The sequence below is a fragment of the Streptomyces sp. GbtcB6 genome (genome assembly GCF_019091475.1).
Taxonomy (GTDB): domain Bacteria; phylum Actinomycetota; class Actinomycetes; order Streptomycetales; family Streptomycetaceae; genus Streptomyces; species Streptomyces hyaluromycini.
This window is the reverse complement of record NZ_JAGXJL010000038.1, coordinates 1-22,387: the sequence shown is the minus strand read 5'-3', so window position 1 is coordinate 22,387 and position 22,387 is coordinate 1. Positions and strand designations below refer to the sequence as shown.

16 protein-coding genes and 1 pseudogene are annotated in these 22,387 nt (G+C 69.9%); 9 read left to right on the top strand and 8 right to left on the bottom strand.

From position 1 onward, the window contains the following. Positions 1-1,425: NB-ARC domain-containing protein (locus KVT45_RS40805; RefSeq protein ID WP_368857565.1), on the bottom strand; the 1,425-nt coding region annotated here is incomplete at its 3' end. Between the two features lie 139 nt (positions 1,426-1,564). Then, a complete protein-coding gene (locus KVT45_RS40800) occupies positions 1,565-2,413 on the bottom strand; it encodes a 5'-methylthioadenosine/S-adenosylhomocysteine nucleosidase (protein ID WP_217554451.1) in 849 nt (282 codons plus the stop codon). 122 nt (positions 2,414-2,535) lie between these two features. Here KVT45_RS40800 and KVT45_RS40795 point away from each other — a divergent pair, with 122 nt between their 5' ends. Genes KVT45_RS40795 through KVT45_RS58215 form a run of 3 tightly spaced genes read left to right on the top strand, consistent with a single transcriptional unit; the run spans position 2,536 to position 5,568 of the window. After that, on the top strand, positions 2,536-3,096 hold the full coding sequence (locus KVT45_RS40795; protein ID WP_217554449.1) for a hypothetical protein: 561 nt from the start codon (positions 2,536-2,538) through the stop codon (positions 3,094-3,096). A gap of 52 nt (positions 3,097-3,148) precedes the next feature. Continuing rightward, entirely contained in the window at positions 3,149-4,528 is a 1,380-nt protein-coding gene (locus KVT45_RS58220) for an ATP-binding protein (RefSeq protein WP_308311017.1), read from the top strand. Continuing rightward, entirely contained in the window at positions 4,528-5,568 is a 1,041-nt protein-coding gene (locus KVT45_RS58215; protein WP_308311016.1) for a tetratricopeptide repeat protein, read from the top strand. The genes KVT45_RS58220 and KVT45_RS58215 overlap by 1 nt, the downstream gene beginning before the upstream one ends. On the opposite strand, the gene KVT45_RS40785 is transcribed toward KVT45_RS58215, so the two are convergent. Continuing rightward, a complete protein-coding gene (locus KVT45_RS40785) occupies positions 5,456-6,136 on the bottom strand; it encodes a response regulator (RefSeq protein ID WP_217554447.1) in 681 nt (226 codons plus the stop codon). The two genes, KVT45_RS58215 and KVT45_RS40785, sit on opposite strands and share 113 nt — an antisense overlap. Beyond that, positions 6,136-7,758, bottom strand: a complete 1,623-nt coding sequence (locus tag KVT45_RS40780) for a sensor histidine kinase (protein WP_217554445.1) — start codon at positions 7,756-7,758, stop codon at positions 6,136-6,138. Before KVT45_RS40780 ends, KVT45_RS40785 begins: the two co-directional genes overlap by 1 nt. Positions 7,759-7,986: 228 nt before the next feature. Between KVT45_RS40780 and KVT45_RS40775 the strand changes: the two genes are divergently transcribed. The 6 genes from KVT45_RS40775 to KVT45_RS40750 all read left to right on the top strand — a co-directional run bounded on the left by KVT45_RS40775 (position 7,987) and on the right by KVT45_RS40750 (position 16,459). Then, positions 7,987-9,348 carry a cation:dicarboxylase symporter family transporter gene (locus KVT45_RS40775; RefSeq protein WP_217554524.1) on the top strand — a complete coding sequence of 454 codons (1,362 nt, stop codon included), beginning with the start codon at positions 7,987-7,989 and terminating at the stop codon, positions 9,346-9,348. Between the two features lie 229 nt (positions 9,349-9,577). Then, on the top strand, positions 9,578-10,351 hold the full coding sequence (locus tag KVT45_RS40770; protein ID WP_217554443.1) for a DUF2127 domain-containing protein: 774 nt from the start codon (positions 9,578-9,580) through the stop codon (positions 10,349-10,351). A 29-nt stretch (positions 10,352-10,380) separates the two neighbouring features. Continuing rightward, positions 10,381-10,809, top strand: a complete 429-nt coding sequence (locus KVT45_RS40765) for a MerR family transcriptional regulator (protein ID WP_217554441.1) — start codon at positions 10,381-10,383, stop codon at positions 10,807-10,809. 14 nt (positions 10,810-10,823) lie between these two features. Beyond that, positions 10,824-11,141: a co-chaperone YbbN gene (locus tag KVT45_RS40760; RefSeq protein WP_217554522.1), complete on the top strand. Its 318-nt coding sequence runs from the start codon at positions 10,824-10,826 to the stop codon at positions 11,139-11,141. A 179-nt stretch (positions 11,142-11,320) separates the two neighbouring features. Beyond that, on the top strand, positions 11,321-13,558 hold the full coding sequence (locus KVT45_RS40755) for an AAA family ATPase (protein WP_217554439.1): 2,238 nt from the start codon (positions 11,321-11,323) through the stop codon (positions 13,556-13,558). A gap of 714 nt (positions 13,559-14,272) precedes the next feature. Beyond that, positions 14,273-16,459 (top strand): hypothetical protein, encoded by a 2,187-nt coding sequence (locus KVT45_RS40750; protein ID WP_308311015.1) that lies wholly within the window; start codon positions 14,273-14,275, stop codon positions 16,457-16,459. A 25-nt stretch (positions 16,460-16,484) separates the two neighbouring features. On the opposite strand, the gene glgB is transcribed toward KVT45_RS40750, so the two are convergent. From glgB to KVT45_RS40730, 4 genes and pseudogenes are all read right to left on the bottom strand, one after another. Further along, positions 16,485-18,668, bottom strand: a complete 2,184-nt coding sequence (gene glgB / locus KVT45_RS40745; RefSeq protein WP_217554436.1) for a 1,4-alpha-glucan branching enzyme — start codon at positions 18,666-18,668, stop codon at positions 16,485-16,487. Positions 18,669-18,686: 18 nt separating this feature from the next. Beyond that, on the bottom strand, positions 18,687-20,057 hold the full coding sequence (locus tag KVT45_RS40740) for a phosphotransferase (RefSeq protein WP_217554435.1): 1,371 nt from the start codon (positions 20,055-20,057) through the stop codon (positions 18,687-18,689). Between the two features lie 222 nt (positions 20,058-20,279). Next, the gene (gene treS / locus KVT45_RS40735; protein ID WP_217554433.1) at positions 20,280-21,980 is read right to left on the bottom strand and encodes a maltose alpha-D-glucosyltransferase; all 1,701 of its coding nucleotides are present in this window, start codon (positions 21,978-21,980) and stop codon (positions 20,280-20,282) included. Next, a pseudogene (locus KVT45_RS40730) lies at positions 21,977-22,387 on the bottom strand (DUF3459 domain-containing protein); the annotation flags it as partial. The pseudogene KVT45_RS40730 and the gene treS, both read right to left, overlap by 4 nt.

The window sequence follows — 22,387 nt, the reverse complement described above, 5'->3', positions numbered from 1 at the left end:
CTCGCGGTGGCGGTCCCCGGCAGATCGGTATAGGTCGCGAGTGCGGGTGTGGGCCTGGATTGCTTCGGCTGTCCGGTCCACCTCCAACAGGGCGGCGCCGAGGTGGTCCCACGCGATGGCTTCGTGGTCGCGGTGCCCGGCGCGGTGGGCGGCCTCCCGCGCCGCACCGGACACAGTGATCCAGTCGTCGAAATACCGCCGCCAGCGCAGATACTCCCCCAGGCGCAGAGCCAGCCGCACGGCCGCGCCCGAGAACCGCTCCTCCTGCGTCCATCCCGCCGCCGCCACCAGCCCCGCCTGCTCCCCGTCAAACCAAGCCAACGCCGCACCCCGATCCCCGAACCGTTCCGGCTCCACCATCCCCGGCCGCCACCGCAACCGAGCATCCGCCGCATCCGCCCACCGGCAGTAGAACTCCAGCACTCGCTCCCGGGCCGCCTCTCCTTCCTCCCGTAGCCCCACATCACCCGCCACCACACCCGCCCCATACGTCCGCACCAGGTCATGTAACCGCCACCGCACCACCAACGCCGCCCCTTCGCCGTCCCGGACCGGCGTGACGAGGTGTGTGGCGGCCAAGTCCTCCAGCAAGGACAGCGCGGTCTCCTCGTCGAGGTCGGCCAGTGCGGCCACCGCCTCTGTGCCGGTCTCCGCACCCGGTGCGAGGGACAGCAGTCGCAGCAACCGAGCCTGGTCAGGGGGCAGTCGGCGATACGAGGTCTCCAGCACAGGTCGGAGGACGAGCGAGCGGCCGTACAGATCCGTACCGCGACTGCCGTTGTCGAGCACGCTGGTCACGTCCCCGGTCTCCTTGATCTCGGCGACCAGCGAGGCGATGCTCCGGTGCCGGCGTCGGCGCAGCATCGCGGCGGCGATCTGGAGGGCTAGGGGAAGGTGGCCGCAGAGGTCTGTCAGTTCGCGCAGGGCATCCGGCTCGCACCTGGGGCGTTCGTCACGCTCGTCGGTGTCGTGCAGGGCGCGGCTGACCAAGGCGACGGAGTCGCCCGGTTCGAGGGTCTCAAGGTCGATGAGGCGTACGGGCAGGGCGTCGGGGCGATCCCGGGAGGTGATCAACACGCGGTGGTGGTCCGTGCCCGGCAGCAGCGGGAGGTACTGGGACGGGTCTGAGGCGTTGTCCAGGATCAGCAGCATCCGGTCCTGCTGTTCGGCGAGGAGCGCGCGGTACGCGTCGTACTGGCGTTCCGCAGTCGGCGGCAGATCCGTCCCCCGGACGCCGAGCGCGTCTAGGAGGGCCAGAACTGCCTGGTCCGCGGTGACCGGGGCGTCGCCGTACCCGCGCAGATCCACGAAGAGCGTGCCGCCCGGGAACCATCCCTTCGCACGTGTCCGATGTGCTGCCTCCACCGCCAGCGCGGTCTTGCCGATGCCTCCCATGCCGGTGACGGCGAAGATGAGGAGTGGCAGGGCGTCCCTGTCGGCCTTGTCCGGATCCAGGCGCGGGAGCAGCCGGTCCAGTTCCGCCGACCGGCCGGTGAAGCCAAGCGGGCGCGGCGGCAGGGTGGCCGTCGCGTGGGGGACCGGGCCGTGGGCCGTGGCCTTGCCGCTAGCGTCCGGTCTGCTTGCCGATGACGGGGCCGTAGAAGGTGCCGCCTCTGAAATCGATGTGGTCGCCCCCGTGCCGTTCTTGGGGATCCTCCTCGGAGTCGGAGGACTCCCGGGGCTGGTGCTTGCGCAGGACGCCCACCGCCACCGACGCGGCCCGTTCGGCGGCGAGTAGCTGCGAGCCCGAGGCGTCGGCCGTGTGCTTGTCGGCGTTGGCGAGGTCGCTGATGCCACGGATCACCAGGGCGTCCAACTGGCCGTTCAGGTGGGCCGCGTGGGCGGCGCCGGAGCCCTCCATCTCGATCGCGCAGGCGTCGTTGTAGTGGTGGCGGATGTGGGCGGCGAAGGCCGATCTGTCGTCGGCCAGGACGACGTCGCCGACGGCGATCGGCTTGCGGTGCCCTCGTACGTCAGGCATGTCCCGCAGTGCCGAGCGCGCCGCCTGCACCAGTCGGTGCGAGCCCTGCCATACCTCGGGGCGTGCCTGGAAGCCCTCCGGTGTCTGCTTGCCGCCGTGGATGGCGTACACCTTCGTGCCGATCACGACGTCACCGATCTCGATGTCGCCCTTGAGCCCGCCCGCGACTCCGACGAAGAGCACCGCCTCGGGGTCGAGCCAGTCGACGATCTGGGTGGTGAGCGCGGCGGTGGTCATGGCGCCCACGCCCAGTTCGGCGAGCGCCACGGTCCAGGCGGTGTCCGCGAGCCGGCCGAGCTCGACCCGGGTGCCGCTCTTGGGGTGCACGATCTCCTCGGCGTCGACGAGATGGGCGCGCACGGCGTCGTACTCCTCCGGCAGGGCGGTGAGGACGACGGCTGCGGCGGTGGGACGCGGGTGCTTCGAGGGCATTTGTTTACGGTAGCGCCAAGTCGTACGGCGTATCGGCCTGTTGGGGCGTGCCGGGATAGGAGCAGATCGGCGGGGGTATGGTCGTCCGGCTGGAGTCGGCCCGTCGGGTGGGGGAGAGCCGTATGCCGGAGCAAGGCGTCACCGTCGGGCAACTGCTGCTCGCCGAGTACCAGACGATCAAGGACGAGCAGAAGGCGCGGATCGGGTTCCGGGACAACCTGCTGTACGTGACCCTCGCGGTCGTCGCCGCCGTCATCGCCGCGGCGGCGCAGGCGAAGCAGGCGTCGATGCTGCTGGCGTTGCCGCCGGTGTGCGTCGTGCTCGGGTGGACGTACCTGGTCAACGACGAGAAGATCTCGGCGATCGGGCTCTATGTGCGGGATGAGTTGGGGCCGCGGCTCGCCCGACTGGCCTCCTCGGAAGGGGATTTGCGCACCTTCGGCTGGGAGGCGTACCACCGGACCGACGTCCGACGGCGGACCCGCAAGACGATCCAGGCCGTGATCGACCTGACGGCGTTCTGCGCGGTGCCGCTGGCCGCGCTGGTGGTGTTCTGGGCGGGTGGGGATGGCGGTGGGTTGCTGGTCGGGCTGTCGGTGCTGGAGGCGCTCGCGGTGGTGGGGCTCGGGGTGCAGGTGCTCCTGTACATGAGGCCGGCGAGACCGGCACGGACGCCCGCCTGACGCCGTACCGTTGATGCCCACGCTTCAGGGGCACCGGGGGACGGAACGGGGCATGAGAACGGCTTTATCGGCTTTGCTGGCGGCTCTGGCCGAGGGCGCGGGTGGGGACGCCGGGCGGGCGCTGGCTGATGCGGCGGACGGTTCGGGGCGGCCGGAGGTGCTGCGGGCCTGGGGCGACCGGGTTGCGGAGCTGCTCGGGGGCGATCCGCGGGTTGCGGGTGCGGTTGCGGCTGCCATGGAGCGGTATGCGCCGGGTAGTGCGGCCGCTTGGTACGGGGGTGATCACTCCGACTTCCGTGGTGGGGTCTTTCTGCGTGAGGTGGTCGGGGTCCAGGTGGTGATCCAGCAGGGCGGGGGTGCTGCGGCGCCGGAGGCGTTGGCCTCGCTGCCGCCGCGGCCCGGGGGGTTCACCGGGCGGGAGGAGGAGACGACTGAGCTGCTGCGGGCGTTCGCCGATTCCGCTGCCGTGGCTGTCACCGCAGTGTCCGGGCTCGGCGGCATCGGCAAGACGGCGCTTGCCGTCGAGGCCGCACATGAGGCGTGCGGAAGGGGTTGCTTTCCGGGCGGGGTGCTCTTCATCGACCTGCACGGGTATGACGAGGAGCCGGTCACCGCCGATCAGTCCCTCCAGTCCTTGCTGCGGGCCCTCGGGATACCCCCGGGGCAGATCCCCGCCACAGTCGACGACCGTGAGGTTCTCTATCGTTCGGTGCTTGCCAAGCGAGGGCGTGAGCAGGGCGCGGTGCTGTTGGTGGCCGACAACGCGTCGTCGTCGGATCAGATACAGCCGCTGCTGCCGGGAGATGCCCGGCACCGGGTTGTGGTCACGTCCCGCGATCGGCTGCCCCGACTCCGCGCTCGTCTGTTGCCGTTGGACCAGCTCTCGCCCAACGATGCGGGGCAGCTCCTCGATCGTGCTCTGAGGATCGCCTATCCGGAAGACAGCCGTGTGGTGGATGCCGTTGAGGCTGTCACACGACTCGCCAACCTATGTGGGCACTTGCCGCTACCCCTTCAGATCGCGGCCGCGTTGCTGGCGGAGGACCCGGGGATGCCGGTCGCGGAGCTCGTCGGCGAGCTTGAGACATCGCACGACCGGCTTGGCCACCTCGACGACGGGGAGCGCAGTATCCGCGCCGCCTTCGAACTGTCTTACCGCCGTCTGCCGCCCGACCAGGCGCGCCTTCTGCGTCTGCTCGCCCTTGCGCCTGGGCCTGAGGTGAGTGACGAGGTTGCTGCCGTGCTGGTGGGGGCCGATGCTCCTCCACTACGGGAGTTGAGGATGCTGGCTCGTGCGCATCTCGTGGAGCGGGGGAGCGGGGGAGCGGGCGCGGGTGGTGGCTGCATGACCTCGTCAGAGAATTCGGGGCGAGTGTGGTGGCTGGGGATGCTGGGCTGGAGGAGGAGGGAGAGGCAGCGAGGGAACGGGTGATGCGCCATTACTGGTTGTCGGCAGACGCGGCCGACGACTGGTTGCGACGATTGCCTGGCGCACGGGTGCCGGAACGCTTCGGGTCGAGAGCGGAGGCGTTGGCTTGGTTGGACGGCGAGTGGGCGGGGCTCGTCGGGGCCGTGCAGTGGGCTGCAGAGGATCGCTTTGCGGACGTCGCCGTGCAACTGGCCGCATGTTTGGGCATGTACCTGGAATGGCGGCGCTACTTTGAGGACTGGCTCACCATCGCTCGGGTCGTGCTGCGGGCCACCCGTCGTCTGGGGGACCCTTCCCACGAGGGAAATGCCTGGAACAATCTCGGCATCGCATTGCGTGAGGCGGGCGAGACAGCAGAGGCGATCGAGGCGCACGAATACGCTCGCGATCTGTACCAGGCTATGGGGGACCCCTATCGAGAGGGCACGGCGTGGATGAACCTCGGCATCGTCTTGCGTATGGCAGGCAAGGTACGGAAGGCGATCGAGGCGCAAACGCGTGCTTGCGAGTTGTACCGGACGATTGGCGACCGTCACCGCGAGGCAAGTGCTCGAAACAACCTCGGCTCTGCCCTCCTGGAGGACGGTCGGCCGGATGAGGCCATTGTTGAATTCACCTGTGCCATAAGTTTGTACGAGGAAGTCGGCGATCACCAGCGCGAAGCCATCGCCTGGATGAACCTCGGCATCACCTTCGCTGAGACGGGTCGCCTGGACGAGGCGTTCAACGCGTACGGCAAGTCACTTGAGATGCGCAAGGAGTACGACGACTGGTACGGCATGGGCCTGACCCTTGCAAATGTGGCCGGAGCCTGCGAAGCCGCCGATCGCTTGGTCGACGCCCGCGCGCACTACCTTCAGGCCGCCGACGCATTCACCCGCGGCAATGCCCCTGCGGAAGCAGCAAAGGCCCGCGCCCAAGCCGAGAGGCTCACCGCTTCCCCCACCGATAAACCAACTCCGGCCTCCCCACCTGCCCATACAACGGATTCCGCCCGGCCCGTCCCGCCTCCACCAGATGCTCCAGATACCGTCGGGCCGTAATCCGGGAAATCCCCACGCTCTCCGCCAGCGCCGCCGCGGTCAGCCCCTCCTTCGACTCCCGCAACGCGAGCGTCACCCGCTCCAAGGTCGGTGCGCTCAGCCCCTTCGGAAGCGCCGCAGGCGACGGCGCCCGGAGTGCCGCCAGCGCTCGGTCCACCTCGTCCTGGCCGCTCGCCTCGCCCGCCGCCGCCCGGAACTCCGCGTAGCGCGTCAGCCGGTCCCGGAGTGTCGCGAAGGTGAACGGCTTCAGGACGTACTGGACGACCCCCAGCGAGACCCCCTCCCGCACCACCGCCAGGTCCCGTGCCGACGTCACCGCTATGACGTCCGCCTGATGCCCCGCCGCCCGCAGCGAGCGCGCGAACTGCAGGCCGTGGACGTCCGGCAGGTGCAGGTCCAGCAACAGGAGGTCCACGGGCGTACGGTCCAGGATCCGCCGCGCTTCCGCCCCCGTGTGCGCCTTCCCCACCGCCACGAACCCCGGAACCCGGCCCACGTACATCACATGCGCGTCCGCGGCCACCGGGTCGTCCTCGACGACCAGGACTCTGATCGGCTCCCCGGTCATCACACCTCACCCCCCGCCACCGACGCCCGCAACGGCAGCCGTACCTCGAACACCGCTCCGCCCTCCGGCGCCTCCGTCACCGTCAGGGTGCCGTCCAGCCGTACGACCGCCTGCCGTACCAGGGCCAGCCCCAGCCCCCGCCCGCCAGGTCCCGCCGGCTTCGTCGAGAAGCCGCGCTGGAAGACCAGCTCGGCGTGGGCGGGGTCGACCCCCGCACCCGTGTCCGTCACCCGCATCACCAACTCGGCGTCCTCCGCGTACGCGGTCACCGTCACGCGCGCCCGTACCGTCCCCTGGGCCGCGTCCACCGCGTTGTCGATCAGGTTGCCGAGGACGGTGACCAGATCGCGCGCCGACAGGCTCTCCGGTAGCAAACCGTCATCCAGCCGGCTCTCGTCCGAGACCACCAGCTCCACGCCCCGCTCGTTCGCCTGGGCGGTCTTGCCCAGCAGCAGGGCGGCGAGGACCGGTTCGCTGACCGCCGCCACCACCTGGTCCGTCAGCGCCTGTGCCAGCTCCAGTTCCGCCGTCGCGAAGTCGACGGCCTCCGAAGCTCTCCCCAGTTCGATCAGGGACACCACCGTGTGCAGGCGGTTCGCCGCCTCGTGCGCCTGTGAGCGCAGGGCCTGCGTGAAACCGCGCTCCGAGTCCAACTCGCCCATCAGCGACTGGAGTTCGGTGACGTCCCGGAGGGTGACCACCGTGCCCCGCCGCTCACCCCCCGACACCGGCGAGGTGTTCACCACCAGTACCCGGTCCGCCGTCAGATGCACCTCGTCCACCCGGGGCTCGGAGGCGAGCAGCGCGCCGGTCAGAGGCGCGGGCAGCCCCAGCTCCGCCACCGACCGCCCCATGACCTCCCCCTCCGGGCCCACCCCCAGCAGCTCCCGCCCCCCGTCGTTGATCAGCGCCACCCGGTACTGGCCGTCCAGCATCAGCAGCCCCTCGCGCACCGCGTGCAGCGCCGCCTGATGGTAGTCGTGCATGTGGCTCAGCTCCGCCGCGTTCATGCCGTGGGTGTGCCGGCGCAGGCGCGCGTTGATGACGTACGTGCCGAGCGCGCCCAGCGCCAGCGCGCTCGCCGCCACCCCCAGCAGCGCCGTCACCTGCTCCTGGGCGCGCTGGCTGATCGCCTCCACCTTGATGCCGGCGCTCACCAGGCCGATCACCCGGCCGTTCTCCCACACCGGGGTCACCGTGCGCACCGAGGCGCCGAGGGTGCCCTTGTAGGTCTCGCTGTGGGTCTGGCCGTGCTGGGCCGCCTCGATATGGCCCAGATAGTGCTTGCCGATCTCGTTCTGGTCGGGGTGGGTCCAGCGGATGCCGGCCGGGGTCATGATCGTGACGAAGTCGACGTCCGTGTCCCGCATCACCTGGAGGGCATAGGGCTGGAGCAGCCCCGAAGGGTTCTTCGTGTGGATCGCCGCGCGGACCGAGGGGGCGTCGGCCACCGACCGTGCCACCGCCGTCGCCTGCCGGGTCGCCGCCTCCTCCGCCTGGTGGCGGTCGCTGACGTACGTGAACAGCGCGTAACCGGCGACCAGTACCGCTATCAGCACGGCCTGCATGGCGAAGAGCTGGCCGGCCAGGCTGCGGGGGCGGGGGACGGACGGAAAACGCATGTCAGCAGTGTGCCTTCCGGGTCGGGCATGAACTCAATGAACGGAAGGGTGACCGCCCTCACACGGCAGGAGGATAGTCACCGCAGCGAGGAACGAACGGAAGCCGGACATTCGGTTCCGGCCATCACTTCCCGCCCTCGTGAGCCGCACCCCACCCCCCATCCCCCGGACGTGAGCCGCACGCCGGTCATACCGACGAAGACGTCAAGGAGGCGAGCCGTGACGACGATGCCTGCGGCACCAGCCGCACCCGCCGTTAAGAGAGACCGCACCCACTACCTCTATATCGCGGTGATCGCTGCGGTCGCCCTCGGTATCGCGGTCGGCCTGATCTGGCCCGACACCGGAGTCGAGCTCAAGCCGCTCGGGACCGGCTTCGTCAACCTCATCAAGATGATGATCTCGCCGATCATCTTCTGCACGATCGTGCTCGGGATCGGGTCCGTGCGGAAGGCCGCCAAGGTCGGTGCCGTCGGCGGTATCGCGCTCGGCTACTTCCTGGTGATGTCCCTGGTCGCGCTGGGCATCGGTCTCGTCGTCGGCAACATCCTGCACCCGGGCGACGGGCTGCACCTCACCAACGCCCTCAAGGCCTCCGGACACGGCCAGGTGGACTCCGAGGCGCTCGGCCCGGTCGACTTCGTACTGTCGATCATTCCGACCACCTTCGTCTCCGCCTTCACCGAGGGCCAGGTGCTGCAGACGCTGCTCATCGCGCTGCTCGCCGGGTTCGCGCTGCAGGCCATGGGATCGGTCGGCCAGCCGGTGCTGCGCGGTGTCGAGCACATCCAGCGGCTCGTCTTCCGCATCCTGGGCATGATCATGTGGGCCGCGCCGATCGGTGCGTTCGGTGCGATCGCCGCCGTGGTCGGGTCCGCCGGGCTCGACGCGCTCAAGAGTCTCGCCGTGCTGATGCTCGGCTTCTACGTGACCTGTGTGCTGTTCGTCTTCGTCGTGCTCGGCGCGCTGCTGCGGATCGTCGCCGGACTGAACATCCTCACGCTGTTCAAGTACCTCGCCCGTGAGTTCCTGCTGATCCTGTCCACCTCCTCCTCCGAGTCCGCGCTGCCGCGGCTCATCGCGAAGATGGAGCACCTGGGTGTCAGCAAGGCCGTGGTCGGTATCACCGTCCCGACCGGCTACTCCTTCAACCTCGACGGCACCATGATCTACATGACCATGGCGTCGCTGTACATCGCCGACGCCCTCGGTACGCCGATGTCGGTCGGCGAGCAGATCCCGCTGCTGCTCTTCCTGCTGCTGGCCTCGAAGGGTGCGGCCGGCGTCAGCGGCGCCGGGCTCGCCACGCTGGCCGGTGGTCTGCAGTCGCACAAGCCCGCGCTGGTGGACGGCGTCGGCCTGATCGTCGGCATCGACCGCTTCATGAGCGAGGCCCGTGCCCTGACGAACTTCGCGGGCAACTCCGTCGCCACCGTCCTGATCGGTACCTGGACCAAGGACATCGACAAGGCCCGGATGCAGCAGGTGCTCGCCGGTGAGCTGCCGTTCGACGAGACGACGCTGCTGGACGAGGGCGGGGCCGGCACGCCCGAGCTGCCCGAACAGCGCGAGGAACTGGCCAAGGCCTAGCCGGCGCCTTCCGAAAGCCGCCGGACGTCCGGCTCGGCCTGAACCCGGGCCGGCCGTCCGGCCACCGCTCTCCGGGCGGCTGGGAACTCCCCCCGTTGCCCAGCCGCCCGGAGGCATGGTTCACCGCCGGCGGTCGCGCCGACCCCTCGGCCACGCCTGTCGGACGTATCCACTAACGTGCCGTTCCTGTCCAACGGGAACGGCACGTCGGTATGGGGAGGCACGGGGGATGGCGATCGACTGGGATCGGCGGCACTGCGCGCGCAAGGGGCATGTGACCTATGCCCCGGACGATCCGCGGCTGCGGGTGCGGCTGCACAGCCAGACCGCGGTCGGGGAGGCCTGGCGCTGTCTGCGCTGCGGCGACTTCGTGCTCGGCGAGCCGCACGGCTCGGGGCCGGCCGCGGACGCCCCGCTGGTACCGCGCGGAAAGGTGCTGCGGGACCTGTTCATCCTGCGCTTCCTGGCGATCGAGCGGGCCGTGCGCGGGGTGTTCATCGTGCTGGTCGCGGTCGCCGTGTGGAGGTTCAGCAACAGCCAGGACGCGGTCCGCCGGCTGTTCAACGAGTACCTGGACACCTTCCGGCCGGTCTTCAGGCACTTCCACTACGACCTGGACCACTCGCCGGTCGTCGGCTCCATCCAGAAGGCGTTCGGCTACAAGCACTCCACGCTGCTGCTGGTGGCCGGGCTGCTGCTGGCGTACGCGCTGATCGAACTCGTCGAGGCGGTCGGGCTCTGGTACGCCAAGCGGTGGGCGGAGTACCTGACGGTGGTCGCCACCGCCGCCTTCCTGCCGCTGGAGATCTACGAACTCACCGAGAAGGTCAGCTATCTGAAGATCGCGACTCTCGCGCTGAACATCCTCGCGGTGCTCTACATCGCCCTCGCCAAGCGCTTGTTCGGGCTGAGGGGCGGGCGGAAGGCCTTCGACGAGGAGCGGCAGAGCGCCTCGCTGCTGGAGGTCGAGGAGTCCGCGGGGGTCGAGCCGAGCTTGCCTTGACGTCGGCGTCAACTCCTACGGTCACAGGTATGCGAATCGGCGAGCTGGCCGCACGGGCCGGGACCACCACGCGCGCCCTGCGGTACTACGAGGCGCGCGGGCTGCTGCCCGCGCGGCGGGCCGGGAACGGTCACCGGACGTACGACGAGGGCGATCTGAGGCTGCTCACACAGATCCGGACGCTGCAGGACTTCGGGTTCGGGCTGGAGGAGACCCGGCCGTTCGTGGAGTGTCTGCGGGCCGGGCATCCGGAGGGCGACACCTGTCCGGCGTCGCTCGCGGTCTACCGGCGCAAGCTGGCGGAGCTGGACTCGCTCATCGGCGAGTTGCAGGCCGTGCGGGCGACGGTCGGGGCCCAGCTGGAGCGGGCCGAGCGGGCGCGGGACGAGCTGGCCGCCGAGGCGCTGGTTCCGGGGGGTCCGGAGCCGACCTGCGAACTGGGAGGAACCGGGCAATGATCAAGGCGGCGGGTGTGGCCGAGGTGACGGACGCGGACTTCGCGGCGGAGGTGATCGGGGCGGAGCTGCCGGTGCTGGTGGAGTTCACCGCCGACTGGTGCCCGCCGTGCCGGCAGATGGGACCGGTGCTCACGGCCCTCGCGGCGGAGGAGGGCGGGCGGCTGAAGGTGGTGCAGCTGGACGTGGACACCAATCCGGAGACGACGAACGCCTACAAGGTGCTGTCGATGCCGACGTTCATGCTGTTCCGGGGCGGCGAGCCGGTGCGGTCGATGGTGGGCGCCCGGCCCAAGCGGCGGCTGCTGGAGGAGCTGTCCGACGTGCTGCTCTGAACCGGCCGGTTATACGAAGAATCCCCCGAGCAATTGCGCTCGGGGGATTTCTCTGCGTATATTCAACAGTTCGTGACTTCAAGTCGAACCGAAGTCGACGAGGTCACGAAGAAGTTCAGTGGGCACAGTATATCCGGGCGGGAGTGGAATTGTCAAACACCGAATTTCCGGACGATGAATTGCGTCACGAGCAGGAATTCATCGACGGACTGTACACACGGGTGGACGCACTGCGCGGCGACACCGAGGACTCGGTCGCGGACGCCCTCGCCCTCGGCGACAAGCCGATGCAGGCCCGCCTGGAGCGGGACATCCTGGTCGCCGAACGCTCCGGGCTGCTCGCCGCGCTGAACGCCGTGGACGGGTCCCTGTGCTTCGGGCGCATCGACCTGACCTCCGGTACGAAGCACCACATCGGGCGGATCGGGCTGCGCCTGGACGACGCCGAGCGCACCCCCGTCCTCATCGACTGGCGTGCCGAGGTCGCCCGCCCCTTCTACCTGGCCACCGGCCACACCCCGATGGGCCTGCGCCGCCGCCGGCACATCGCCACGGACGGCCGCCGGGTCGCCTCCCTGCACGACGAGATCCTCGACCTCGGCGACCGGGAGCGCACCGGCCACGAGGACCCGTCCGGCGACGCGGTGCTGCTCGCCGCGCTCAACTCGGCCCGCACCGGCCGGATGAGCGACATCGTGCAGACCATCCAGGCCGAGCAGGACGAGATCATCCGGGCGCCGTACCGCGGGGTCCTGGTGGTCGAGGGCGGGCCGGGCACGGGGAAGACGGCGGTCGCGCTGCACCGCGCCGCCTTCCTCCTCTACGAATACCGGGAGCTGCTCGCCAAGCGGGCCGTGCTGATCGTCGGCCCCAACCCCGCCTTCCTCGGCTACATCGGCGAGGTGCTGCCCTCGCTGGGCGAGACGGGTGTGCTGCTGGCGACGGTCGGCGAGCTGTTCCCCGGCGTGCGGGCGACCGCCGCCGACACCCCCGAGGCGGCCGCCGTGAAGGGCCGTGCCGACATGGCCGACGTGCTGGCCGCCGTCGTACGCGACCGGCAGGCGCTGCCCGACCCGGTCCTCACGATCGAGCACGACCGCGAGGTGCTGATGCTCGACGACGGCCTGGTCAACATGGCCCGCGAGCGCACCCGCGCCGCCGGGCTCCCGCACAACGTGGCCCGGGAGCACTTCGAGGGCCACATCCTCAACACCCTCACCGACCTGTACGCCGAACGCGTGGGCACCGACCCCTTCGACGGCAGCAGCCTGCTCGACCCCTCCGACATCACCCAGATCCGCGACGAACTCGCCGAGAACCCCGAGGTCTGGTCCGCCATCGACCAGCTGTGGCCACGGGTGACCCCGCAGCGCCTGGTCGCCGACTTCCTCGCCGGTCCCGAGGGTTACGTGGGAGACGAGGACGCGGCCGCGATCCGCCGCCCGGTGACGCGCACCTGGACGGTCTCGGACGTGCCTCTGCTCGACGAGGCGGCGGAGCTCCTCGGCGTGGACGAGCGGGTCGCCCGGGCCCGCGCCGAGCGTGAGCGCGAGACCCAGATCGCCTACGCCCAGGGTGTCCTCGACGTCTCCTACGCCTCCCGCACCTACGAGTTCGACGACAAGGAGGACAGCGACCCCGACTCCTCCGAGGTGCTGTCCGCGCACGACATCATCGACGCCGAGCGGTTCGCCGAGCGCCAGGAGGAGGAGGACTTCCGCAGCGCGGCCGAGCGGGCGGCGGCCGACCGTACCTGGGCGTTCGGCCACATCATCGTGGACGAGGCGCAGGAACTCTCACCGATGGCCTGGCGGCTGCTGATGCGGCGCAGCCCGACCCGCTCGATGACCCTGGTCGGCGACCCGGCCCAGACCGCGGAGGCGGCGGGCGTCGGCTCCTGGGCGGACATCCTGCGGCCGTACGTCGAGGACCGCTGGGACCACACCCGCCTCGGCGTCAACTACCGCACCCCGTCCGAGATCATGGACCTCGCGGCGGCCGTGGTCCGCGCGGAGAACCCCGGCTTCGAGCCGCCGAGCTCGGTCCGCTCGACGGGCGTACGGCCGTGGGTACGCGCAACGGACGACCTTCCCGGCGCCGTCGAGAAGGCCGTCGCCGAACTCACGCCCACCGAGGGCCGGCTGGCCGTGATCGCCCCGCGCGACCTCCACCGTTCCCTCGCCGCCCGCCTGGACGGCGTCACGGCCGGCACCGACCCCGACCTGACCCGGACCGTCGTCCTCCTCGACCCACGCCAGGCCAAGGGCCTCGAATTCGACTCGGTACTGGTCGTGGAACCCGGCCGTTATGGCACCAGCGACCTGTATGTGGCGCTCACCCGGGCGACTCAGCGGTTGGGGGTGCTGTACACCGGGGAACCGCCGAGGGCGCTGGCCGAACAGACCTGCCGCAATTAGCACTTCTTCTCCGCTGTTGCAACCCTTTTCTGCGGCTTCTTTCCTCTTTCCGTTCGGGGCTCACGCGTTCGGGAAGAGGATGCTGTATCGAGCCTTTGTTGCTTGGCAATCCGAAGCGTTGGCCACTGCTTTTCATTTCTGGTGATGCGAACGGGTCAAGCTCTGACTCAATCGGGAAGTTGCGTAAAGAGGCAATCAATTAGGGGCGGGCAATGGACGGCGCGCTGGCTTCCAGGGAGACTCGGTTGGTGTCGGGCGGAGTGCCCGGCGCCGTAGAGCACATCTAAGGATCCTTCATGCCCCCACCCGGGAACGGTGGTTCGTTCACGTCTGGTGAAACGGACGCCCTGAGTCAGCAGTTGGCCGAGCTGAATCGGCAGGTGGCCGAGGTGAAGCGCACCACCGAGGGGATATGCGGGTACATCGAGGAGATGGACCGACGGCAGAGGCGGCGGGGTCGCCTGACCGTGGTGCTTCCTTTTCTGTCCCCGATCGTGACTATCTTCGATAAATTTGTAAAGTAGCGATGTGCACTTCCGGTCGGTTCCGATCGGAAGTGGCACTCAATGTATCGTTCGGACCTCACCCGGATGCTTTCCTGTCAGTCTCTGGATGAAAGCCTTTCCGGAGAAGGGGGATCCGATGGCCGAGAATGAGCGTCCCTTTCCGCTTCCTGCTTCCAGGGAGCAGCAGGAGGAATGGATTCAGGCCGCGGTGGACACACCGGGAGTCAACGTTCCTCGGGAGGCGCTCGCCAATGTCGCACCGTTTCTTGTGGAGCCGGGCGGTCTGCTGGGGCTGGCGGGCCCTGCGGGGCGCCGCCGCCTGTTGGAGAGCGCCCTGCGGCACATCGCCACCGACGCCGGTGAGGCGACGGTTGTCGCGGTGCGGATGCACGGTGCCGGGGGCGTTGTCTGGGAGAACAACGAGCGGATCAGTTCGGCCTGGCATTCGCCCGCCGACCCGTCGGGGCTGACGGACCAGCGGCGGGCGCTCGCCCGGGTGTACTCCTGGACAGCGGCGAACGCCGACGGGCGGGAAGAGGCGTATGCCGCCCTGCGCAGTGATGTGCCCAGCAGGGCGGAGCTGATCGCCAATGTGCACCAGGCGGCGGAGGCCTTGGAGAAACGGGTCGGTCACCGCCCGTATGTGCTGAAGCAGGACCTCGTACTCAACGGCCAGCAGGAACCCGGCCTCTTCGTCGCCCAGCAGTTCCGGCTCGAAGAGCCTCCGCTGGCGGGCGAGGACGGGCGGCCACTGCATCCCGTCGAACACTGGGGCTGGATGGCTGTTCGTGGAAACAACCGTACGAAGGAGCGGCATGAGATCTTCGGTCTCTCCTCCGCGGAGGTGCTGACCGGCGTACCCCTGAAAAAGCTGGGCGGGGAGGGCGAGACACTCGTCTTCGACCCCTCCGACTGGCTGGCCCGGTTGTCCGAGACCCTCAACGAGGAGTACGACACCGTCGACCACTGGGATCCGGACAACCCGCTCCGGGCAGTGCAGGCCAAGAAGGTTGCCGTGGTCGAGGCTCACCTTGTGGTGGGCAGCCCCACACCGCGCCGCCTGTACCGCATCGTGCAGATGAGCAACCGGCGTGACCATGTGCACCCGCCCTTGGAGTTTGAGCAGAACGACCGCAGCCGGGCCGTCGCCCGCAGCGTCCTCGGCGCGTACGTGGCAGCGGGATGTCTGGACGAGCGGACCGCGGAGGTGCTCTCGGGGGCCGCGCCGATCAGCGACCTGCCGGATGCGCCAAGCGACGCCTCGGTGAGCGAACTCAGGGACCTGCGCTCGATGATGCTGCTCGGCGAGCTCTTCCCCACCGACCGGGACAAGCAGTTCCTGATCAGGCGTGCGCTCAGCGAGTCGCCGCCCTCGCAGCTCAGCGCACCCGAAGTGGCCCGCCGCGCCCGTGCCTGGTCCGCTCTCACCTCCGAGAGCTACCCGAAGGCCTGGAATCCGCGTATCGGTGAGATGTTCCAGGTGGGCGATGTGCGGGGCGGCATCAAACTCTCCGGACACCCGCTGCGGGATCTCCTCGCGTCCGCCGAGACCGACGGGGACGCCTTCGACGAACTGGTGAGATATCGCGCCGCCCACTGGCTGGCCGCCTACGGCCTCATCGACGCCGACCGGGGCTCACTGACCGGGCAGAAGTCCGACGAGGACGATGGGACGGAGGCGACCCGGGTACGGCGGACGGTACGCAACGCCCTGAACGCCCTGCGGAACAACAGCAGGATCCAGGCCGTGGCGGTGCTACGGGAACTCGCCAAGGCCATGGATCAGGACCGCCTTCCGCGCAAGGTCAGCCGGAGCGGCGAACTGCTGTACGAGCCCATGAAGGGAGCCTGGTTCAACCGTGAGTTCCCCAAGGAGACCGGAAAACGCCTGAACAAACCCCCCACACCGCGCGCCCATCCGGCACAGCCGCCCTTCACACCCGGCGCGGGCGACGGGAGCCCGCCCGCCACACCCACCGGCGACGCCGCGCCGGCCGAGCCGCCCCCGGTATCGCCTGGATCGCCGAGTGTTCCCGGGACCCTGCCCGGGTTCGAGTCCACGCCCACGCCCGAACCGCAGCAGGCGGCCGGTCCGGACCAGACCCCCGAGGCCTCGCCGCTGATCGGGCTCGGGCCCGCCCCCGCTCCCGACGGCTCCTCCCCTTTGGAGCAGCTGGCCGACGAGGTGCGCGTCCGAGTCGGCAGACTGCTCGACGAGACGCGGCGTGCACGGGAGACGCTGGACCTGGTGGCCGACAAGGCCCGACAGGACGATGTGCGTTTCGTGTTCAGCCGAGGGCAGGCCGACGCCATCGTCCGGGAGGTCCCGCGGACTCTCCGTACGCTTCGTGAACTCCCTGAACTGGTAGAGGCGTTGGCCGAGCCCGCGGAGTGACGCCCGCTGGGCCCAGCCGGTGGTCCTAGGCCGGCCGCAGCCACACCGTGGCCAGCGGGGGCAGGGTCAGGCGGATGCTTGCGGGGCGGCCGTGGGCGGGCTGGTGCTCGGGTTTGACCGGGTCGGGGTTGGTGACACCGCTGCCGCCGTAGCCCGCCGCGTCCGTGTTGAGGGTCTCGTGCCAGGCGGGGATCTCGTCCGGGACGCCGAGGCGGTAGTCCTCGCGGACCACGGGGGAGAGGTTGGAGACGGAGAGGAGAGGCGTGCCCTCGGCGTCCAGGCGGAGGAACGCGAAGACGTTGTCCTCGGCCGCGTCCCCCGCGATCCACTGGAATCCGTCGGGTGCCGTGTCCCGCTGCCAGAGGGCCGGGGTCGCGCGGTACACCGTGTTGAGGTCGCGGACCAGGTCGCGCACGCCCCGGTGGTCGGCCTCGGCGCCGTACTCCGGGTCGAGCAGCCACCAGTCGGGACCGTGCGCCTCCGACCACTCCGCGCCCTGGGCGAACTCCTGGCCCATGAAGAGGAGCTGCTTGCCGGGGTGGGCCCACATGAAGGCCAGGTAGGCACGGTCGTTCGCGCGCTGCTGCCACCAGTCGCCCGGCATCTTCGAGACGAGCGAGCGCTTGCCGTGCACGACCTCGTCGTGGGAGATGGGCAGGACGTAGTTCTCGCTGTACGCGTACACCATCGAGAAGGTCATCTCGTGGTGGTGGTACCTGCGGTGCACCGGCTCGTGGGACATGTATTCGAGGGAGTCGTGCATCCAGCCCATGTTCCACTTCAGGCCGAAACCCAGCCCGCCGCCGTCGGTGGGGCGGGTCACGCCCTCCCACGCGGTGGACTCCTCGGCGATGGTCACCACCCCGGGCGCCCGCCGGTAGACCGTCGCGTTCATCTCCTGCAGGAACGCCACCGCGTCCAGGTTCTCCCGGCCGCCGTGCTCGTTCGGCGTCCACTGGCCCGGCTCGCGCGAGTAGTCGAGGTAGAGCATCGAGGCGACGGCGTCCACCCGCAGCCCGTCGATGTGGAACTCCTCGCACCAGTACACGGCGTTCGCCACCAGGAAGTTGCGCACCTCGCGGCGGCCGAAGTCGAACTCCAGGGTGCCCCAGTCGGGGTGGGCGGCCCGGAGCGGGTCCGAGTGCTCGTACAGCGGCCGCCCGTCGAACTCCGCCAGCGCCCAGTCGTCCCGCGGGAAGTGCGCCGGCACCCAGTCCATGAGCACCCCGATACCCGCCCGGTGCAGGGCGTCGACCAGGTACTTGAAGTCGTCGGGGGTGCCGAGCCGGGCCGTCGGCGCGTAGAAGCCGGTGACCTGGTAGCCCCAGGAGCCGCCGAAGGGATGCTCGGCGACCGGCATCAGCTCGACATGCGTGAAGCCCAGATCGCTCACATAGGCCGGTAGCTGGTCGGCCAGTTCGCGGTAGGTCAGGCCGGGGCGCCAGGACGGCAGGTGCACCTCGTAGACCGAGAAGGGAGCCTCGTGGACGGGGGTGTCGGCCCGGTGCGTCATCCACTCCGCGTCGGTCCACTCGTGGCGGGACGCGTGGACGATCGACGACGTGTGCGGCGGGACCTCGGTACGCCGGGCCATCGGATCCGCCCGGAGCGTGCGGGAACCGTCCGGGCGGGTGATGTCGAACTTGTACAGCTCGCCCTCGCCGACGCCCGGCAGGAACAGCTCCCAGATCCCCGAGGAGCCGAGCGAGCGCATCGGGTACCCGGTGCCGTCCCAGAAGTTGAAACCGCCGGCCAGCCGCACGCCCCGCGCGTTCGGCGCCCACACCGAGAACCGGGTGCCCGGCACGCCCTGGTGGACCGTCGGATGCGCGCCGAGCGCCTCCCACAGCCGCTCGTGCCGGCCCTCGCCGATCAGGTGCAGGTCCACGTCACCGAGCGTGGGCAGGAAGCGGTACGCGTCCTCGGTCTCCTGGACCGTCCCGTCGTACTCCACCAGCAGGCGGTAGACCGGCACCTCGGAGAGGGGGAGCAGGGCGGAGAAGAAGCCGTCGCCGTCGTCGTGCAGTGCGGCCCGCAGGTCCTGCCCCGCGACGGCCGTCACCGCGCGGGCGTACGGGCGGAACGCGCGGACGGCGATGCCGCCCGGGACCGGATGCGCGCCCAGCACCGAGTGCGGGTCGTGGTGGGTGCCGTGCAGCAGCCGGTCACGGTCGTCTGCTGCCAGGGGCACGGGGTTCTTGGAGGTCACGGACGCGTCTCCCGGAGATCAGGTCGGGTCGGAGGTGGCGAGGCGGTGTACGGCCGACAGCGGGACGGGAAGCCAGTCGGGGCGGTGCCGGGCCTCGTAGACGACTTCGTAGACGGCCTTGTCGGTCTCGTAGGCCCGCAGCAGGACGGGATCGGTGCGCGGGTCGACGCCGGTGATCTCGGCGTAGCCGGAACAGTAGGCCGCCCGGCACAGCCGTGCCCAGCCCGGGGCCGCCGGGGTCACCGAGTGGGCCGCGTAGTCGAAGGAGCGCAGCATCCCGGCGATGTCCCGCACCGGCGGCTGCGGCATCCGGCGCTCGGCCAGCGGACGGGCCGGCTCCCCCTCGAAGTCGATCAGCGACCACTCCCCGGACGGTGCCCGCAGGCACTGCCCCAGGTGCAGGTCGCCGTGGATGCGCTGGGCGGTCCAGGTGTGCCCCTCGGCGGCCAGGTCGGCCAGCGCGCTGTAGGCGGACCGCAGCCCGTCCTCGTACGGCCGCAGCGCCGGTACCGCCTGTACGGCCGCCGCCAGCCGCTCGGTCATGCCCGCGACCTGCGGCTCCAGTTGACTGTGCCCGAGGGTGACGGTCGGCAGCGCCCGGGCCAGCGCCGTGTGCACCTCGGCGGTGGCCCGCCCCAGCGCCCGCGCCTCGGCCGTGAAGTCCTCGCCCTTGGCCAGCTCGCGCAACGCCAGCTCCCAGCCGTCGGTCGCGCCGCGTACGAAGGGCTGGAGGACAGCGAGCACATACGGTTCCCCGCCCAGCTCCGCCCGCAGCCAGGCCGTCGGGGCGGGCACCCGGGCGCAGCCCTCGCGGGCCAGGGCCAGCGGTAGCTCCAGGTCGGGGTTGACGCCGGGCACGACCCGGCGCAAAAGCTTCAGGATGAACGTATCTCCGTAGACGACCGAGGAGTTGGACTGCTCGGCGGTCATCAGCCGGGCCACCAGCCCGTCGCGTATCTCCCGGTCCGGGTCGCGCTCGAAGCGCAGCCCGCCGATGCGGGCCCGGGTGCGCAGGGCCTCCAGGAGCACCTCGGCGGGCCGGGGGTCGTACAGGGCGTCGTACACCGTGTGCCCGGCCAGCGGGCCGTCGGTCACGTGTCCGATCAGCGCGGGCGCCAACCGCGGCGGCAGCGCCTCGCGCACGCCTATGAGGAGCTGGTAGCAGTCGCCGGCCTCGGCGGGGGCCGGCGGCTGATGGGCGCGGACCAGCAGGTGGTGCAGGCCCAGCCGGCCGTCCGACGGCAGGAGTTCGGTCTCGGCCACCGGGGAGAAGCCCGTGACCGGGCTGCCCTTGCCGGCGAACCAGCGCTGCCGGGGCAGCCACTCGCGCAGCAGGGGGTCGAGCGAGGCGAGGAGAGCGGGCGTGGAGGGGCTGACCGTTTCCGCCATGGCGGTACGTCCTTTCCCCGGTCGTCGGGGGCGTTAGTGATGCGTGCCCCGGGCGGGCCGGAGGAAACCAACCGCCGCCACCCGGGGTGGACTGTGCCTGAGCGCTCCGCTGGGTGCGCTGTTCTTCGACCGCGGGCCGGTGGGGGCCGGTCGCGCCCACGCGGCGGCAGCCGCAGGTCCGATACCGCCCCGCGCCCCTACGGGGCGCGGGTCCGTAGCCGGCTAGACCGGCTCCGCGCGCAGCCGGAACCAGTAGAAGCCGTGTCCGGCCAGGGTGAGCAGGTACGGCAGCTCGCCGATCGCCGGGAACCGGACCCCGCCGATCAGCTCCACCGGATGCCGGCCGTCGAAGCGCCGGAGGTCCAGCTCCGTCGGCTGCGCGAACCGCGAGAAGTTGTGCACGCAGAGGACCAGGTCCTCCTCGTACTCCCGCAGGAACGCGATCACCGCCGGGTTCGACGACTGGAGTTCGGTGTAGGACCCCAGTCCGAAGGCAGGATTCTGCTTGCGGATCTCGATCATGCGGCGGGTCCAGTGCAGCAGGGAGGACGGCGAGGACATGGAGGCCTCGACGTTGGTGACCTGGTAGCCGTAGACGGGGTCCATGATGGTGGGCAGGTAGAGCCGTCCGGGGTCGCAGGAGGAGAAGCCGGCGTTGCGGTCGGGGGTCCACTGCATGGGGGTGCGCACGGCGTCGCGGTCGCCGAGCCAGATGTTGTCGCCCATGCCGATCTCGTCGCCGTAGTAGAGGATCGGCGAGCCGGGCAGGGAGAGCAGGAGTGCGGTGAACAGCTCGATCTGGTTGCGGTCGTTGTCGAGGAGGGGTGCGAGGCGCCGCCTGATCCCGATGTTGGCGCGCATACGCGGGTCTTTGGCGTATTCGGCCCACATGTAGTCGCGTTCCTCGTCGGTGACCATTTCGAGGGTCAGCTCGTCGTGGTTGCGCAGGAAGATGCCCCACTGGCAGCCGGAGGGGATCGCGGGGGTCTTGGCGAGGATCTCCGAGACGGGGTAGCGGGATTCCCGGCGCACGGCCATGAAGATCCGCGGCATGACGGGGAAGTGGAACGCCATGTGGCACTCGTCCCCGCCGCTGCGGTAGTCGCCGAAGTAGTCGACGACGTCCTCCGGCCACTGGTTCGCCTCGGCCAGCAGCACGGTGTCCGGGTACTGCGTGTCGATCTCCTTGCGCACCCGCTTCAGGAAGTCGTGGGTCGCGGGGAGGTTCTCGCAGTTGGTGCCCTCGCGCTGGTAGAGGTACGGCACCGCGTCCAGCCGGAAGCCGTCGATGCCCAGGTCCAGCCAGAAGCGGAGCGCGGAGAGGATCTCCTCCTGGACGGCCGGGTTCTCGTAGTTGAGGTCCGGCTGGTGCGAGAAGAACCGGTGCCAGTAGTACTGCTTGCGGACCGGGTCGTAGGTCCAGTTGGACGCCTCGGTGTCGACGAAGATGATCCGCGCGCCCTGGTACTGCTTGTCGTCGTCGGCCCAGACGTAGTAGTCCCCGTAAGGGCCGTCGGGGTCCTTCCTGGACTCCTGGAACCACGGGTGCTGGTCGCTGGTGTGGTTCATGACGAAGTCGATGATGACGCGCATGCCGCGCTGGTGGGCGGCGTCGACGAACTCCACGAAGTCGGCGAGGTCACCGAACTCGGGGAGTACGGCGGTGTAGTCGGAGACGTCGTAACCGCCGTCCCGCAGCGGGGACTTGAAGAAGGGCGGCAGCCAGAGGCAGTCGACGCCGAGCCACTGCAGATAGTCGAGTTTCGCGGTCAGGCCCTTGAGGTCGCCGATGCCGTCTCCGTTGCTGTCCTGGAAGGAGCGGACCAGGACCTCGTAGAAGACGGCGCGTTTGAACCAGTCCGGATCCCGGTCCTTGGCAGGTGTGTCCTCGAAGGTGTCCGGGACGGGTTCGTTGACGATCATTGTATGGGTGACCCTCCGATCTGCGGGGACGGTCGCAGGACGGTGAGGATGTGCGCGGTCCGGTGCCCCGGCTCCAGGCGCACATAGTTGGCCCTGCCCCAGTTGTAGGTTTCGCCGGTGAGCTCGTCGCGCACCGGCACCGACTCGTGCCAGTTCAGGCCGAGTTGCGGCATGTCCAACGAGACCGTGGCCTCCTGGGTGTGGTGGGGGTCGAGGTTGACGACCACCAGAACCGTGTTCGATCCGCTCCGCTTGCTGTAGACGATCACCGCTTCCTGGTCGGCGTGGTGGAAGTGGAGGTCGCGCAACTGCCGCAGGGCCGGGCTGTCCCGCCGGACGGTGTTGAGGCGGGTGATGAGGGGGGCGATGCCGTCGGTGTCGGCGCGTGTCCAGTCGCGGGGTTTGAG